Here is a 13,118-nt window from a genome sequence, read left to right as displayed (position 1 = left end):
ACCTCACTTCTTCTTTCCGGCGACGGTGCGCTTGGGGCCCTTGCGGGTGCGCGCGTTGGTCTTGGTGCGCTGGCCGCGAACGGGCAGGTGCGCACGGTGACGGCGGCCCTGGTACGAGCCGATCTCCATCTTGCGGCGGATGTCCGCGGTGACCTCGCGGCGCAGGTCACCCTCGACCTGGAAGTTCGCCTCGATGTAGTCACGGAGCGCGACGAGCTGGTCGTCGGTCAACTCGTGAACACGGGTGTTGGGGTCGATGCCGGTGGCGGCGAGGGCCTCGACCGCACGAGTGCGGCCGATCCCGAAAATGTACGTGAGTCCGATCACCACGCGCTTTTCGCGCGGCAGATCCACTCCGACGAGGCGTGCCATGTGCTGGCAGTTCCTTTCGGTTCGGCAGAGGTGTCGTCACCTGGGGCATCCCGATCGCCTCGATCGGGCTCCGGCCTCTGCGCCGGAGGTGGCAACCGGACTCCGTCGTGGACGGGGCCCGGATGAGCCGTCAGATGTTCAGGGTGCTGCGTTGAAGAAGAGGGTTTTCTGATCAGCCCTGGCGCTGCTTGTGGCGCGGGTTCTCACAGATCACCATGACGCGGCCGTGGCGACGGATCACCTTGCACTTGTCACAGATCTTCTTCACGCTCGGGTTGACCTTCATCGAGAAGCTCTCTCTTCGGTACGAACTGAACGTGGGGGATGTGTAGTTGTCACTTGTAGCGGTAGACGATGCGACCGCGGCTGAGGTCATACGGCGAGAGTTCCACCACGACACGGTCCTCGGGGAGGATCCGGATGTAGTGCTGGCGCATCTTGCCGCTGATGTGTGCCAGGACCTTGTGGCCATTGGCCAGCTCGACCCGGAACATCGCGTTGGGCAGGGCCTCGACGACCGCACCCTCCATCTCGATGACGCCTTCTTTTTTCGCCATACACCTCAACTTCTTCGTATCGACTGTTCGACCCGGCACGCGCACGTGTCCCCACCCGTTTCCCGGGGCGCCACTGGGCATGGGGATACGGCCCGACTAGGCCGACACACAAGTCTACGTCGAAGGGGGCCCCGGACTCAAATCGGGCCTCGGGAGCCGGGTCAGGCGCCCCACGTGGTGGCGGCCTGCAGGACCGCCGCGTCGAGCGCCTGCGACCTCAGTCCGGTGATCTGCTGGTACTCCGGATCGGCCACCATCTGGCTGAACGCCTCGCGCGAGGGGTAGCGCACCAGCAGCACGGCGTCCCACGGCCAGTCCTGCGGCGCGACCAGCGCGGTGGACAGGTTGCCCGCGTGGACGACCTCGGCGCCGACCTTCGCCAGGAACGGTCCGACCCGCTCGCTGTACTCGCGGTAGGACCCGATGCCGTCCTCGCGGAACTGCAGCAGGTTCAGCATCACGACCGGACCTCCCGGGTCCTCGGCCAGGTAGCGCTTGAGGTCCGCACCGGTGGGATCGACTGCCATGGGCCGACTCTAGGGCCTCTCGCCCAGTCCCATGATGAGAGCACGGTGGAAGGCGCCGCCGCGTTCGAGCGTCTCGACAGCGACCTTCTCGTTCGGCGCGTGGATCGAGTCGCGCTGCGCGCGGGTCATGTGCAGCGGGGCGAAGCGGTAGACCGAGTCGCTGATGCGGGTGAAGTGCCGCGAGTCGGTGCCGCCGGTCTGCACGTACGGCACCACGTGGATGTCCGGTCCCAGCACCGCGATGGCGTCGCCCAGGGCACGCCACGCATCGTTGTCGGTCCGCGACACCGGCGGCGGGTCGTCGCCGTCGACGCGCTCGACCTCGACGTCGAGACCACGGAGCAGCCGCTCGAGTCGCGCCACCAGGTGCTGCTTCGTGTCGCCGATCGCGAGCCGCACGTTGACGTTGGCGCGCGCCTCGGTGGCCAGGACGTTGCGGGCGGGGCTGCCGCTCAGCTGGGTCACGGCCATCGTCGTGCGCACGATCGCGGCGGTCTCCTTGCCCAGCCGGGCGAGCAGCTCGGCCACCGGGCGGTTCGCCCGTCGGGCGCGGCGCAGCAGGGCGCCGGCAGGGCGCGGCACGAGCTCGGCGAGGGCGTCCAGCATCTGCAGCACGGGATCGGACAGGTGCGGGGTCGCGGGGTGTCGCTCGATCCGCACGACGGCGCGAGCGAGCCGCGCGGTGGCGCCGTGGCGCGACGGCGTGGACGCGTGCCCTCCCCCGCCGCGCGCCAGCAGGCCCACGTCGACGCTGCCCTTCTCGACGATCGCGACCATCGCGGTCATCGCCGAGACCCCGGGCAGGGCATCGTCGACGATCGCGCCGCCCTCGTCGGAGACGAGCCACGGCCGGACGCCGGCGGACCCGAGATGATCGACGACGTCGGACGCACCCCGGCCGAAGACCTCCTCGTCGGCCCCGAACGACAGGTACACGTCGCGGGCGGGCTCGAAGCCCTCGGCCAGCAGGGACTCGACGGCCTCGGCGATGCAGACCAGCGGCCCCTTGTCGTCGAGGGCGCCGCGGCCGTGGACGAACCCGCCCTCGATGGTCCCGGAGAAGGGGTCGCGATCCCACTGCTCGGCCGGTGCCGGGACGACGTCGTAGTGCGCCATGAGCACCAGCGGGTCGGCCGACGTCCGACCCGGCCAGCGGAACAGCAGCGTGCCGCCGTCGAACTCGGTCAGCTCCAGCGCTTCGTGCAGGCGGGGATAGAGACCTGCGAAGGTCTCGCGGAAGGCGACGAACTGCGCCTCGTCCCGTTCCCCGGGGGCGGAGACGGTGCGGCAGGCGATCAGCTCGGCCAGTCGCTCGGCTGCGGTCATCGTCCCAGCTCCTCTTCTCGTGCCACCGGGTCGGCGAAGGCCAGCCGGGGGACGAACGTCAGGCCGATCGCCGCCACGAACGCCGTGGCCGAGCAGACGATCCACACCGTGTAGTAGCCCGAGAGCGAGGCGGCGGTCGCATGGGTCGCACCGGCAGCCAGGGCGACGCCGAAGACGCACGAGGCGAACGATCCACCGATGGTCTTGGTCGTGTTGGTCAGTCCCGTCGCGACGCCCGTCCGCCCCTCGGGCGCTGCCGCCGCGGCCGCAGCGGGCAGGGCCGCGACGAGGGCGCCCGAGCCCAGCCCGGCGACGACCATGCAGGCGGCCATCTGGATCACGGACCCGTGCAGCGCCAGCAGGGACGCGTACCCGACGCCGACCAGCGCGGCCGCGCCGATGAGGCAGGCCCGAGGGCTCGACCGCTGGCTGATCCGGGCGAACAGCAGGGCGCCGACGAGCATCGAGAACACGTAGCCGCCGATGATCGGCGCCACGGACGTCGAATCCAGCCCGAGACCGTAGCCGTGGACGTCGGGATCGGTCTGGGCGAAGGTGGACAACGGGATCTGCGCCCCGAGGACACTGACGCCGAACAGCAGCGCGGTGAACTGGACCGGCCACATCGCGGGCTGGCGCATGACCCGCAGGTCGATGATGGGATCGGCCGTCCGCAGCTCGTGCCGGCAGAACGGCACCAGCACGAGCGCGCCGAGGACGATCGCCGCCCACGGCCACGGCGAGCCTGCGCCCCACACCCGCACGAGCGAGAGGCCGCCGGTCACCAGCAGCAGGCTCGCGCTGATCAGGGCCAGCCCGGGGCCGTCGAGGCTGCCGTGCTGGGCCTCGTGTCCGCCCGGAATGAAGCCGACGATGATCACCACCACGGCGACGGTCAGCACGGCCGGCACGGCCAGCACCATCCACAACGAGCCGAACACGGCGGACGTCGCGCCGGCCGAGAGCGCACCCGCGATCGCGCCGGCCTGCAACGCCGCGACGATGACGCCGGTCGCCCGTCGCGTCGCGGCGGCGCGCATCGGCCGGCCGATGCTGCGCCGGTAGATCAGGGCGACCTCGAGGGGCAGCCACACGGTGAACACGCCCTGCAGGGCCCAGAAGACCAGGTACCCCTCGAAGCTCGACGACAGCGCGATCCCCCACGTCGCCACCGCGGTCAGCCCGGCCGACCACACGAGGACCCGCTGGTGCCCGATCAGGTCGCCGAGCTTCGACAGCGGCGGCACGCACAGCGCCGAGAACAGCAGTTGAGCCGCCTCGAACCAGTTCACGTCCGCGTCGTTGATGTCGAGGTGCCGGGCGATGTCGGTGGCCAGCGGCGTGTAGTACCCCTGCAGGAAGCCGCTGACGAACTCGACGAAGACCAGGGCGCCGACCAGTCCGGCGCCGACGGAGGCGGTCCGCGATCGAGTCATGCGGTCACGCTAGTGCCACCGCGGGCCACGTCGTCGCGCATCGCCGAGGTCTCACCCGGCGACGCTGCGCCGGTCGTGGATCAACCGCGACAGGACGATGGACGTCTCCGTCTGGCTGACGCTGGCCGCGCCGGCCCGGATCTTCTCCAGGGCCTCCTCCAGGTCCCGGACGTCCTCCGCCACGAGGTGCAGGATCGCGTCGGCCGCTCCCGAGACGGTGGCGGCGGCGTGCACCTGCGGGACCTGCAGGAACGCCTCCCGCAGGACGGCCGGCGAGATCGTGCCCTGGCAGTGGACCTCGACGTACGCCTCGGTCGTCCAGCCGCGGTGGTGCGGGTCCACGACCACGGTGAACCCGCTGATCACGCCGCTCTCGACCAGCCGGTCGACGCGGCGCTTCACGGCCGGCGCCGAGAGCCCGACCCGCGACCCCAGCGCGGCGAAGCTCGCGCGGCCGTCCTCGGTGAGGGCCTCCAGCAGGTCACGGTCGATCTGGTCCAGGCTCATGTTCGCAACGTACCAAAGGTGGACGCCGTGAATGCGCAACGAATCGTCGGTCAGAGGCAGGAAAGAGCGATGGTTCAGTCGCCGGGCGGTCCCTAGGATCGAGAGATCGACCGAGGGAGCCTCATGACCCAGATCCTGACGACGCCGCGTTCCGTGGCGCCCCGCGCGGTGCGTACCCGGCACTACGTGATGTGCCCGCCCACGCAGTTCGACGTCGTCTACTCGATCAATCCGTGGATGGACCCGACGGTCGCGGTCGATTCGGCGGCCGCCCGGCGCCAGTGGCAGGAGCTTCACGACACCTACGTGCGACTGGGCCACCGCGTCGACCTGCTCGAGCCGGTCCCGGGTCTGCCGGACATGGTGTTCGCCGCCAACGGCGCGGTCTCGGTCGGGGCCCGCAGCTACGGCGCGGCGTTCGCGTTCCCGCAGCGTCAGGCCGAGGCGCACGCCCACGTCGACTTCCTGCGCGGCGCCGGCCGCGAGGTCAGCCGGCCGGCCCACGTCAACGAGGGTGAGGGCGACTTCCTCGTCCTGGCGGACTTCGTGCTGGCGGGCACGGGATTCCGGACGAGCCGCGACGCCCACACCGAGGCAGCGGCGGCGCTGGGTCGACCGGTCGTGTCCCTCGACCTCGTCGACCCGCGCTTCTACCACCTCGACGTCGCCCTGGCCGTCCTCGACGACGGTGGCGGTGAGGCACCGGCGGACATCGCGTGGTTCCCCGGCGCGTTCAGCCCGCGGAGCCGGCGCACGCTGCGCCGCCTGTTCCCCGGGTCGCTGGAGTGCTCGGAGGCCGACGCCCTGGCCTTCGGGCTGAACCTGGTCAGCGACGGGCTCAACGTGGTGCTCCCCTGCGAGGCGACCGACCTCGCGGCGGCCCTGGTCCCCCGCGGCTACCGCCCGGCGCCGGTCGCGCTGACGGAGTTCGTCAAGGGCGGCGGCAGCGTCAAGTGCTGCACCGCCGAGCTGCACCGCTGAGCGCGCTCAGACCCCGTCGCCGGCATCGGCGTTGACGACCCGCCACGACCCGTCGACGTGCTCCAGGCTCCACACGTCCTCGGGATCCTTCGGCCAGTCGACCGTCACGGTCGCGCTGGTCTCGACGACCTCGGCCTCCATGGGCACCGTCTCGAGGTCGACGTCGCCGCCGGACCAGCGACCCTTCTGGTCACGCACGTCCGCGCACTCGACCTGCTCGGGCAGGAGCACGGTCTCCTTGACCTCGTCGCAGTCGCCGGCATCGGCGGCCAGCAGGTAGTCGCGCAGCGTCCGCTCGGCGGCTGACGCCGACGGGCTGGCGGTCGTGGTCGCCGGACGGTCGGGATCGTCGCCGCGGTCGGCGCAGCCGCCGAGCAGCACGGCGCCGAGCAGCACGGGGACCAGCCACGAGATGCGCATGGGTGCAGTCTCTCCCACACCCGCCGGATCGGTCAGGCAGGCTCGGCGCAGGGCACGCCCAGCTCGGCGAGGCGCGAGGCTCCGCCGTCGAGCGCCGTCAGGACCCAGACACCCTCGGTGGTGACGGTGATCGAGTGCTCGTGGTGCGCGGCCCACGTGCCGTCCGTGGTGACGGCGGTCCAGTCGTCCTCGAGGATCTCGGCGCGCGACGTGCCCAGCGTGATCATCGGCTCGATGGCCAAGGCCATGCCCAGCGTGATCTTGGGACCCCGGCCGCGACGACCGGCGTTCGGGACGTCCGGCGCCTGGTGCATCTGCGAGCCGATGCCGTGGCCCGTGAAGCCCTCGGTGATGCCGTAGCGGCCCTGGCTGCGGACGTAGGACTCGATGGCGTGCGAGATGTCGCCGACGCGGCCGCCGATCCGGGCCGCGGCGATGCCGCGCCACAGGGACTCCTCGGTGACGCGGTTCAGCTCGGCCACCTCGGGGGCGACCTCGCCGACCGGGACCGTGATCGCGGCGTCGCCGTGCCAGCCGTCGACGACCGCGCCGAAGTCGATCGAGATGAGATCGCCCTCGGCCAGCACCCGGTCCCCCGGGATGCCGTGGACGATCTCGTCATTGACCGAGGCGCAGATGACCCCGGTGAACCCGTGATAGCCGAGGAAGTTCGAGGTCGCCCCCTCGGCGGCCAGGCGCTCACGCGCGAGCGCGTCGAGGTCTCGCGTCGAGACACCCGGGGCCACGGCGGCCCGCAGCACCTCGAGGGTGCGACCGACCACCAGACCCGCCTGACGCATGGTGGCGAGCTGCTCGGGGGTCTTCAGCTCGATGGACTCGCCGAACACGGGGGCTCCTCGGACAGGATCAGGACGGGAGGGCGTCGGCGATGCGGCGGCCGACCTCTTCGGGCGTGCCCATGCCGTCGACCTCGATCAGCAGGCCGCGGTCGCGGTAGACCGCGAGCAGCGGCTCGGTCTCGGCACGGTAGACGTCCTGGCGGTGCCGGATGACGTCCTCGGTGTCGTCGGAGCGACCGCTGCTCTTGGCTCGCTCGAGCAGACGCGTGATCAGCTCGTCCTCGACCACCGTCAGCGCGATGACGCCGTCGAGCTTGGAGCCCAGGGCTCCGAGGATCTCGTCGAGCTTCGACACCTGGTCCAGCGTGCGCGGGTATCCGTCCAGCAGGAAGGACTCGCGGGCGTCGTCCTGCGCGAGACGATCGGCGACCATCGCGTTGGTCACCTCGTCCGGCACGTACTCGCCGGCGTCCATGTACCGCTGGGCGGTGCGACCGAGCTCGGTCTGCTGCGCGACGTTGGCGCGGAAGATGTCGCCGGTCGAGATGTGAGCCCCGCCGATGCGCTCGGCGAGCGCCACGGCCTGCGTGCCCTTGCCCGCACCGGGCGGGCCCATGATGAGGAGTCGCGTCACTTCAGGAACCCTTCGTAGTTGCGCTGCTGCAACTGGCTTTCGATCTGCTTCACCGTGTCGAGGCCGACGCCGACGATGATCAGGATCGTCGTGCCGCCGAACGGGAAGTTCTGGTTGGCGCCGACCAGCGAGATCGCCAGCATCGGGATGAGCGCGATCAGGCCCAGGTACAGGGCACCGGGAGCCGTGATGCGCGAGAGGACGTACGCCAGGTAGTCCTGGGTGGGCTTGCCGGCGCGGATGCCCGGGATGAAGCCGCCGTACTTCTTCATGTTGTCGGCGACCTCCTCGGGGTTGAAGGTGATCGACACGTAGAAGTACGTGAAGAACACGATCAGCAGGAAGAACATCGCCATGTAGAGCGGGTGCTCGCCGGTGACGAGGTGATCCTGGATCCACGTGGAGGCCGGGGAGCCCTGGTTGAAGTTGACCCACAGCACCGGCAGGTACATCAGGCTGGAGGCGAAGATGACCGGGATGATGCCGGCCTGGTTCACCTTGAGCGGGATGTAGGTCGAGGAGCCGCCGAACATCCGGCGTCCGACCATGCGCTTGGCGTACTGCACCGGGATCCGACGCTGGGCCTGCTCGATGAAGATGACCAGCGCGACGACCGCCAGGCCGACGGCGATGACGATGCCGAAGGTGGTCCAGCCCTGACCCTGGCGGATGTTCCACATCGCGCCGGGGAAGGTCGCGACGACCTGCGTGAAGATCAGGACGGACATGCCGTTGCCGACGCCGCGGTCGGTGATGAGCTCGCCGAACCACATGATCACGGTCGTGCCGGCGACCATCGTCAGGACGATGAGCAGGTAGGACGCGAGGCTGTCGGGGCGGTAGAGCAGCGGCAGGTTGCAGGCGCCCTGGAACAGGTCGCCGCTGCGCGCCAGCGCCACGATGCCGGCCGCCTGCAGGATCGCGAGGCCGACCGTCAGGTAGCGGGTGTACTGCGTGATCTTGGCCTGGCCGGACTGGCCCTCCTTCTTGAGGGCCTCCAGACGAGGAATCACGACGACGAGCAGCTGCAGGATGATGCTCGCGGTGATGTAGGGCATGATGCCCAGCGCGAACACCGTCAACTGCAGCAGGGCGCCGCCGGAGAAGACGTTGATGAGGGCGAACAGGCCGGCGTTCTCGCCGCCCGCGGCCTGGTCGACACACTGGCGCACGTTGGCAACGTTCACGCCAGGAGCGGGCAGCATGGAGCCGAGCCGGAACAGCACGACGATCCCCAGCACGAAGAGGATCTTGCGACGCAGTTCAGGCGTTCTGAACGCGTTCACGAAGACTTTGAGCACGGACTTCCTCCCGCTTCACGGCTTGACGCCGTCTGACTGTAACAGTGAGCGAAACGGGCGGGTCCTCCCGATGGGGAGAACCCGCCCGACGTTCGCTTCCGACTACCGAACTACCGCGTCAGGACGCGGTGACCGAGCCGCCGGCGGCCTCGATCTTGGACTTGGCAGAGGCGGACACCTTGTCGACGGCCACCTGGACCGCGACGTCGATGTCTCCACCGCCGAGCACCTTGACGGGCTTGCCCTTGCGGACAGCGCCCTTCTCGATGAGGGAGGCGACGTCGACCGTGCCGCCCTCGGCGAAGAGCTCGCCGATCCGGCCCACGTTCACGACCTGGTACTCGACCCGGAACGGGTTCGTGAAGCCCTTGAGCTTCGGCAGGCGCATGTGGAGCGGGACCTGGCCGCCCTCGAAGCCGGCGGACACCTGGTAACGGGCCTTGGTGCCCTTGGTGCCACGACCGGCGGTCTTGCCCTTGGAGCCCTCACCACGACCCACGCGGGTCTTGGCAGTCTTGGCGCCCGGGGCCGGACGCAGGTGATGCAACTTGATCGCCATGATCAGTCCACCTCCTTCACGGAGACGAGGTGCGGAATGGTGTTGACCATGCCGCGGATTTCGGGACGGTCCTCGACGACCTTGACGTCGCCGATCCGCTTGAGCCCGAGCGAACGCAGCGTGTTGCGCTGGTTCTGCTCACGGCCGATGCCTGAGCGGACCTGGGTCACTTCGATCTTGCCCATCAGACGGTCACCTCAGCCTCTCCGTACTTGACCTTGCCGGCCTTGATGAGAGCCGCCGGGGCGACCTCTTCGACGGTCAGGCCGCGGCGCTGAGCCACGTCCTCGGGGGACTCCAGCAGACGCAGAGCCTCGACCGTCGCGTGGACGATGTTGATCGCGTTCGAGGAACCGAGCGACTTGCTCAGGACGTCGTGGATGCCAGCGGCCTCCAGCACGGCGCGGACCGGACCACCGGCGATGACGCCGGTACCGGGGGACGCGGGGCGCAGGAAGACGACGCCAGCGGCCTTCTCACCCTGCACGGGGTGCGGGATGGTGCCCTGGATGCGGGGGACGCGGAAGAAGGACTTCTTCGCCTCCTCGACACCCTTGGCGATGGCCGTGGGAACTTCCTTGGCCTTGCCGTAGCCGATACCGACCTGGCCGTCGCCGTCACCGACGATGACCAGCGCGGTGAAGCTGAAGCGCCGGCCGCCCTTGACGACCTTGGCCACACGGTTGATCGTGACGACCTTCTCGATGTAGTTGGACTTGTCGGCGTTGCGGTCGCCGCGGCCTCCGCGACGCTCGCCACCCTGTCGGCGCGTGCTCATGCGGCACTCCCCTTGTTCGTCGTGATGGTCATCAGAACTCCAGCCCGTTCTCGCGGGCGCCGTCGGCCAGCGCAGCGACGCGACCGGCGTACTTGTTGCCGGCGCGGTCGAAGACCACCGCGTCGATGCCGGCGGCCTTGGCGCGATCGGCGAGGAGCTCGCCGACCTTCTTGGCCTTGGCCGTCTTGTCACCGTCGAACGAGCGCAGGTCGGACTCCATGGTGGAAGCCGAGGCCAGCGTGTGGCCCTCGAGGTCGTTGACGACCTGAGCGACGATGTGCTTGCTCGAGCGGGTGACGACCAGGCGAGGACGCTCGGCCGAACCCTGGATCTTCTTGCGACCGCGGATCTGGCGACGCTGACGCGACGCGATCCGACCTGCGGTGTGCTTGGCGTGCTTGATCGAGATTGCCATGGCTTACTTACCAGCCTTTCCGGCCTTGCGCAGGATGCGCTCTCCCGCGTACCGAACGCCCTTGCCCTTGTAGGGCTCCGGCTTGCGGATCTTGCGGATGTTGGCGGCGACCTCGCCCACGGCCTGCTTGTCGATGCCCGAGACGGTCAGCTTGGTCGGACCCTCGACGGTGAACGTGATGCCCTCGGGCGCCGTGAACGGCACCGGGTGGCTGAAGCCGAGGTTGAGCTCGATCTCCGACGGGCCCTTGGGGAGCACGCGGTAGCCGACGCCCACGATCTCGAGCTTCTTCTCGTAGCCCTCGGTGACACCGATGACCATGTTGTTGACCAGCGTGCGCGACAGGCCGTGAAGGGCCTTGCTGCGACGCTCGTCGTTCGGACGCTCGACCGCCAGCGCGCCGTCATCGTCCTTGCGAACGGTGATCGGCTCCGCGACAGTGTGCGAGAGCTGGCCCTTGGGGCCCTTGACGGTGACGGTCTGTCCGTCGATGTTGACCTCGACGCCGGAAGGTACGGCGACGGGGAGCTTGCCGATGCGCGACATGTTCAGTCTCCTCTCGTCACCAGACGTAGGCGAGGACTTCCCCACCCACTCCGTTGTTGTTGGCCTGACGGTCGGTCTGCAGACCCTGGCTCGTGGAGATGATCGCCACGCCCAGGCCGCCGAGGACCTTCGGAAGGTTGTTGGACTTGGCGTAGACACGCAGGCCCGGCTTGCTGATGCGGCGGATGCCGGCGATCGAGCGCTCGCGGTGCGGTCCGTACTTGAGCGTGATGGTCAGCGTCTTGCCGACCTCACCCTCGGGGGCGTCGGCCACGGCGTAGTCGGTGATGTAGCCCTCCTGCTTCAGGATGGCGGCGACGCCCTCCTTCAGCTTGGAGTGCGGCATCGTCACGGCGTCGTGGTACGCCTGGTTGCCGTTGCGGACGCGCGTCAGCATGTCCGCGATCGGATCGGTCATCGTCATAACAGTGGTGTTCCGTTTCTCGCTGCGGTTTCCGTCTCGTGCTCGCCGGCCGGGGCCTGCGGGTGGGAGGGGACCTGCTGCGGTTGGGTGGTGGTGATTACCAGGAGCTCTTGGTCACGCCGGGCAGCTCGCCGCGGTGCGCCATCTCCCGCAGGCAGATACGGCACAGGCCGAACTTGCGGTAGACGGAGCGGGGACGGCCGCAGCGCTGGCAGCGCGTGTAGCCGCGAACGCCGAACTTCGGCGTACGAGCCTGCTTGACCTTCAGACCGGTCTTCGCCATGTCAGTTCTCCTTGTACGGGAAGCCGAGCAGCTTGAGCAGCGCGCGGCCTTCGTCGTCGTTGGTGGCCGTCGTGACGACCGTGATGTCCATGCCCCGGCTGCGATCGATCTTGTCCTGATCGATCTCGTGGAACATGACCTGCTCGGTCAGACCGAACGTGTAGTTGCCACGGCCGTCGAACTGCTTGGGCGAGAGCCCACGGAAGTCGCGGATGCGCGGCAGCGCGAGCGTCAGCAGACGGTCGAGGAACTCCCACATGCGGTCGCCGCGCAGCGTGACGTGCGTGCCGATCGGCATGCCCTCACGCAGCTTGAACTGCGCGATGGACTTGCGAGCCTTGGTGACCTGCGGCTTCTGGCCGGTGATCGCGGTGAGGTCCTTGATGGCGCCCTCGATGAGCTTGCCATCGCGAGCGGCCTCGCCGACGCCCATGTTGACGACGATCTTGGTCAGGCCGGGAACCTGCATCACGTTGTCGTACTCGAACTGCTCACGCAGCGCGGGCAGGATCTCCTCGCGGTAACGCGTCTTCAGGCGGGGTGCCGCCGTGGTTTCGGTAGCCATGCTCAGATCTCCTTTCCGGTCTTGCGGCTGATACGGGTCTTCTTGCCGTCGATGACGCCAGAGCCGACCTTGGTGGTGGTCTTCTCACCGTCGGCGTCGACGACGAGCATGATGTTCGAGACGTGGATCGCAGCCTCGGCGGTGATGATGCCGCCCTCGGCTCCGGTCTGTCCGGCGCGCGTGTGCTTCTGCACGCGGTTCACGCCTTCGACGATCACGCGGTCGTTCTCCAGGACGGCGATGATCTTGCCCTCGACGCCCTTGTCCTTGCCGGCGATGACCTTGACCTGGTCACCCTTGCGAATTCGAGCCATCTCAGAGCACCTCCGGAGCGAGCGAGATGATGCGCATGAACTTCTTGTCGCGCAGCTCGCGGCCCACGGGGCCGAAGATGCGGGTTCCACGCGGGTCGCCGTCGGCCTTGAGGATCACGGCGGCGTTCTCATCGAACTTGATGTAGGAACCGTCAGGACGGCGGCGCTCCTTGGTGGTGCGCACGATGACCGCCTTGACGACATCGCCCTTCTTGACGTTGCCTCCGGGGATCGCATCCTTGACGGTGGCGACGATCGTGTCGCCGATACCGGCGTAGCGACGACCGGAGCCACCGAGAACGCGGATGCAGAGGATCTCCTTGGCACCCGTGTTGTCGGCGACCTTGAGTCGCGACTCCTGCTGAATCATCTG

At 68.9% G+C, this 13,118-nt stretch carries 22 protein-coding genes; 1 reads left to right on the top strand and 21 read right to left on the bottom strand.

Annotated elements, in window-relative coordinates; translation table 11 throughout:
* Positions 1 to 3: 3 nt before the first annotated feature.
* From rpsM to NP095_RS02440, 7 genes are all read right to left on the bottom strand, one after another.
* Complete coding sequence (rpsM, locus tag NP095_RS02470) at positions 4 to 372, bottom strand: 30S ribosomal protein S13 (protein ID WP_187769923.1); 369 nt, start codon at positions 370 to 372, stop codon at positions 4 to 6.
* 172 nt (positions 373 to 544) lie between these two features.
* On the bottom strand, positions 545 to 658 hold the full coding sequence (rpmJ, locus tag NP095_RS02465) for a 50S ribosomal protein L36 (RefSeq protein WP_008361054.1): 114 nt from the start codon (positions 656 to 658) through the stop codon (positions 545 to 547).
* A gap of 49 nt (positions 659 to 707) precedes the next feature.
* Complete coding sequence (gene infA / locus NP095_RS02460; protein WP_007078610.1) at positions 708 to 929, bottom strand: translation initiation factor IF-1; 222 nt, start codon at positions 927 to 929, stop codon at positions 708 to 710.
* A 161-nt stretch (positions 930 to 1,090) separates the two neighbouring features.
* Complete coding sequence (locus tag NP095_RS02455; protein ID WP_232417629.1) at positions 1,091 to 1,456, bottom strand: DUF1330 domain-containing protein; 366 nt, start codon at positions 1,454 to 1,456, stop codon at positions 1,091 to 1,093.
* A 9-nt stretch (positions 1,457 to 1,465) separates the two neighbouring features.
* Positions 1,466 to 2,782 carry a M20/M25/M40 family metallo-hydrolase gene (locus tag NP095_RS02450; protein ID WP_232417630.1) on the bottom strand — a complete coding sequence of 439 codons (1,317 nt, stop codon included), beginning with the start codon at positions 2,780 to 2,782 and terminating at the stop codon, positions 1,466 to 1,468.
* Positions 2,779 to 4,218, bottom strand: coding sequence for an MFS transporter (locus tag NP095_RS02445; RefSeq protein ID WP_232417631.1), 1,440 nt, complete (start codon positions 4,216 to 4,218; stop codon positions 2,779 to 2,781). Before NP095_RS02445 ends, NP095_RS02450 begins: the two co-directional genes overlap by 4 nt.
* Before the next feature lie 51 nt (positions 4,219 to 4,269).
* Complete coding sequence (locus NP095_RS02440) at positions 4,270 to 4,725, bottom strand: Lrp/AsnC family transcriptional regulator (protein ID WP_232417632.1); 456 nt, start codon at positions 4,723 to 4,725, stop codon at positions 4,270 to 4,272.
* A gap of 123 nt (positions 4,726 to 4,848) precedes the next feature.
* Between NP095_RS02440 and ddaH the strand changes: the two genes are divergently transcribed.
* Positions 4,849 to 5,706, top strand: coding sequence for a dimethylargininase (ddaH, locus tag NP095_RS02435; RefSeq protein ID WP_232417633.1), 858 nt, complete (start codon positions 4,849 to 4,851; stop codon positions 5,704 to 5,706).
* A gap of 6 nt (positions 5,707 to 5,712) precedes the next feature.
* Here the strand turns inward: ddaH and NP095_RS02430 are convergent, their stop codons facing one another.
* The 14 genes from NP095_RS02430 to rplN form a co-directional block, all read right to left on the bottom strand.
* A complete protein-coding gene (locus tag NP095_RS02430; RefSeq protein WP_232417634.1) occupies positions 5,713 to 6,126 on the bottom strand; it encodes a hypothetical protein in 414 nt (137 codons plus the stop codon).
* Between the two features lie 32 nt (positions 6,127 to 6,158).
* Positions 6,159 to 6,974 (bottom strand): type I methionyl aminopeptidase, encoded by an 816-nt coding sequence (map, locus tag NP095_RS02425; protein WP_256766111.1) that lies wholly within the window; start codon positions 6,972 to 6,974, stop codon positions 6,159 to 6,161.
* Positions 6,975 to 6,993: 19 nt separating this feature from the next.
* Positions 6,994 to 7,560: an adenylate kinase gene (locus NP095_RS02420; protein ID WP_256766110.1), complete on the bottom strand. Its 567-nt coding sequence runs from the start codon at positions 7,558 to 7,560 to the stop codon at positions 6,994 to 6,996.
* On the bottom strand, positions 7,557 to 8,861 hold the full coding sequence (gene secY, locus NP095_RS02415) for a preprotein translocase subunit SecY (protein ID WP_232417635.1): 1,305 nt from the start codon (positions 8,859 to 8,861) through the stop codon (positions 7,557 to 7,559). The genes NP095_RS02420 and secY overlap by 4 nt, the downstream gene beginning before the upstream one ends.
* Positions 8,862 to 8,979: 118 nt before the next feature.
* The gene (rplO, locus tag NP095_RS02410) at positions 8,980 to 9,420 is read right to left on the bottom strand and encodes a 50S ribosomal protein L15 (RefSeq protein ID WP_232417636.1); all 441 of its coding nucleotides are present in this window, start codon (positions 9,418 to 9,420) and stop codon (positions 8,980 to 8,982) included.
* Positions 9,421 to 9,422: 2 nt separating this feature from the next.
* Positions 9,423 to 9,605 carry a 50S ribosomal protein L30 gene (gene rpmD / locus NP095_RS02405; RefSeq protein WP_232417637.1) on the bottom strand — a complete coding sequence of 61 codons (183 nt, stop codon included), beginning with the start codon at positions 9,603 to 9,605 and terminating at the stop codon, positions 9,423 to 9,425.
* Positions 9,605 to 10,198 (bottom strand): 30S ribosomal protein S5, encoded by a 594-nt coding sequence (rpsE, locus tag NP095_RS02400; protein WP_232417638.1) that lies wholly within the window; start codon positions 10,196 to 10,198, stop codon positions 9,605 to 9,607. The genes rpmD and rpsE overlap by 1 nt, the downstream gene beginning before the upstream one ends.
* A 31-nt stretch (positions 10,199 to 10,229) precedes the next feature.
* Positions 10,230 to 10,613 (bottom strand): 50S ribosomal protein L18, encoded by a 384-nt coding sequence (gene rplR / locus NP095_RS02395; protein ID WP_146825766.1) that lies wholly within the window; start codon positions 10,611 to 10,613, stop codon positions 10,230 to 10,232.
* 3 nt (positions 10,614 to 10,616) lie between these two features.
* Entirely contained in the window at positions 10,617 to 11,159 is a 543-nt protein-coding gene (gene rplF, locus NP095_RS02390) for a 50S ribosomal protein L6 (RefSeq protein WP_232417639.1), read from the bottom strand.
* A gap of 16 nt (positions 11,160 to 11,175) precedes the next feature.
* Positions 11,176 to 11,583, bottom strand: coding sequence for a 30S ribosomal protein S8 (rpsH, locus tag NP095_RS02385; protein ID WP_154595840.1), 408 nt, complete (start codon positions 11,581 to 11,583; stop codon positions 11,176 to 11,178).
* Positions 11,584 to 11,680: 97 nt separating this feature from the next.
* Positions 11,681 to 11,866 carry a type Z 30S ribosomal protein S14 gene (locus NP095_RS02380; RefSeq protein WP_154595841.1) on the bottom strand — a complete coding sequence of 62 codons (186 nt, stop codon included), beginning with the start codon at positions 11,864 to 11,866 and terminating at the stop codon, positions 11,681 to 11,683.
* A 1-nt stretch (position 11,867) separates the two neighbouring features.
* Positions 11,868 to 12,431 (bottom strand): 50S ribosomal protein L5, encoded by a 564-nt coding sequence (gene rplE, locus NP095_RS02375; protein WP_232417640.1) that lies wholly within the window; start codon positions 12,429 to 12,431, stop codon positions 11,868 to 11,870.
* A 2-nt stretch (positions 12,432 to 12,433) separates the two neighbouring features.
* Positions 12,434 to 12,745 carry a 50S ribosomal protein L24 gene (gene rplX, locus NP095_RS02370; protein ID WP_232417641.1) on the bottom strand — a complete coding sequence of 104 codons (312 nt, stop codon included), beginning with the start codon at positions 12,743 to 12,745 and terminating at the stop codon, positions 12,434 to 12,436.
* A gap of 1 nt (position 12,746) precedes the next feature.
* Positions 12,747 to 13,115: a 50S ribosomal protein L14 gene (gene rplN, locus NP095_RS02365; protein ID WP_098484338.1), complete on the bottom strand. Its 369-nt coding sequence runs from the start codon at positions 13,113 to 13,115 to the stop codon at positions 12,747 to 12,749.
* Positions 13,116 to 13,118: the final 3 nt, after the last annotated feature.

The sequence above is a fragment of the Aeromicrobium duanguangcaii genome (assembly GCF_024508295.1).
Classification (GTDB): domain Bacteria; phylum Actinomycetota; class Actinomycetes; order Propionibacteriales; family Nocardioidaceae; genus Aeromicrobium; species Aeromicrobium duanguangcaii.
Note: the sequence above shows the minus strand (reverse complement) of the source record. Positions and strands in the feature narration are given on the sequence as shown.

Coding starts and splice junctions, on each gene's coding strand:
- rpsM (WP_187769923.1), bottom strand. CDS start 372: ATGGCACGCCTCGTCGGAGTGGATCTGCCGCGCGAAAAGCGCGTGGTG.
- rpmJ (WP_008361054.1), bottom strand. CDS start 658: ATGAAGGTCAACCCGAGCGTGAAGAAGATCTGTGACAAGTGCAAGGTG.
- infA (WP_007078610.1), bottom strand. CDS start 929: ATGGCGAAAAAAGAAGGCGTCATCGAGATGGAGGGTGCGGTCGTCGAG.
- NP095_RS02455 (WP_232417629.1), bottom strand. CDS start 1,456: ATGGCAGTCGATCCCACCGGTGCGGACCTCAAGCGCTACCTGGCCGAG.
- NP095_RS02450 (WP_232417630.1), bottom strand. CDS start 2,782: ATGACCGCAGCCGAGCGACTGGCCGAGCTGATCGCCTGCCGCACCGTC.
- NP095_RS02445 (WP_232417631.1), bottom strand. CDS start 4,218: ATGACTCGATCGCGGACCGCCTCCGTCGGCGCCGGACTGGTCGGCGCC.
- NP095_RS02440 (WP_232417632.1), bottom strand. CDS start 4,725: ATGAGCCTGGACCAGATCGACCGTGACCTGCTGGAGGCCCTCACCGAG.
- ddaH (WP_232417633.1), top strand. CDS start 4,849: ATGACCCAGATCCTGACGACGCCGCGTTCCGTGGCGCCCCGCGCGGTG.
- NP095_RS02430 (WP_232417634.1), bottom strand. CDS start 6,126: ATGCGCATCTCGTGGCTGGTCCCCGTGCTGCTCGGCGCCGTGCTGCTC.
- rplO (WP_232417636.1), bottom strand. CDS start 9,420: ATGGCGATCAAGTTGCATCACCTGCGTCCGGCCCCGGGCGCCAAGACT.
- rpmD (WP_232417637.1), bottom strand. CDS start 9,605: ATGGGCAAGATCGAAGTGACCCAGGTCCGCTCAGGCATCGGCCGTGAG.
- rpsE (WP_232417638.1), bottom strand. CDS start 10,198: ATGAGCACGCGCCGACAGGGTGGCGAGCGTCGCGGAGGCCGCGGCGAC.
- rplR (WP_146825766.1), bottom strand. CDS start 10,613: ATGGCAATCTCGATCAAGCACGCCAAGCACACCGCAGGTCGGATCGCG.
- rplF (WP_232417639.1), bottom strand. CDS start 11,159: ATGTCGCGCATCGGCAAGCTCCCCGTCGCCGTACCTTCCGGCGTCGAG.
- rpsH (WP_154595840.1), bottom strand. CDS start 11,583: ATGACGATGACCGATCCGATCGCGGACATGCTGACGCGCGTCCGCAAC.
- NP095_RS02380 (WP_154595841.1), bottom strand. CDS start 11,866: ATGGCGAAGACCGGTCTGAAGGTCAAGCAGGCTCGTACGCCGAAGTTC.
- rplE (WP_232417640.1), bottom strand. CDS start 12,431: ATGGCTACCGAAACCACGGCGGCACCCCGCCTGAAGACGCGTTACCGC.
- rplX (WP_232417641.1), bottom strand. CDS start 12,745: ATGGCTCGAATTCGCAAGGGTGACCAGGTCAAGGTCATCGCCGGCAAG.
- rplN (WP_098484338.1), bottom strand. CDS start 13,115: ATGATTCAGCAGGAGTCGCGACTCAAGGTCGCCGACAACACGGGTGCC.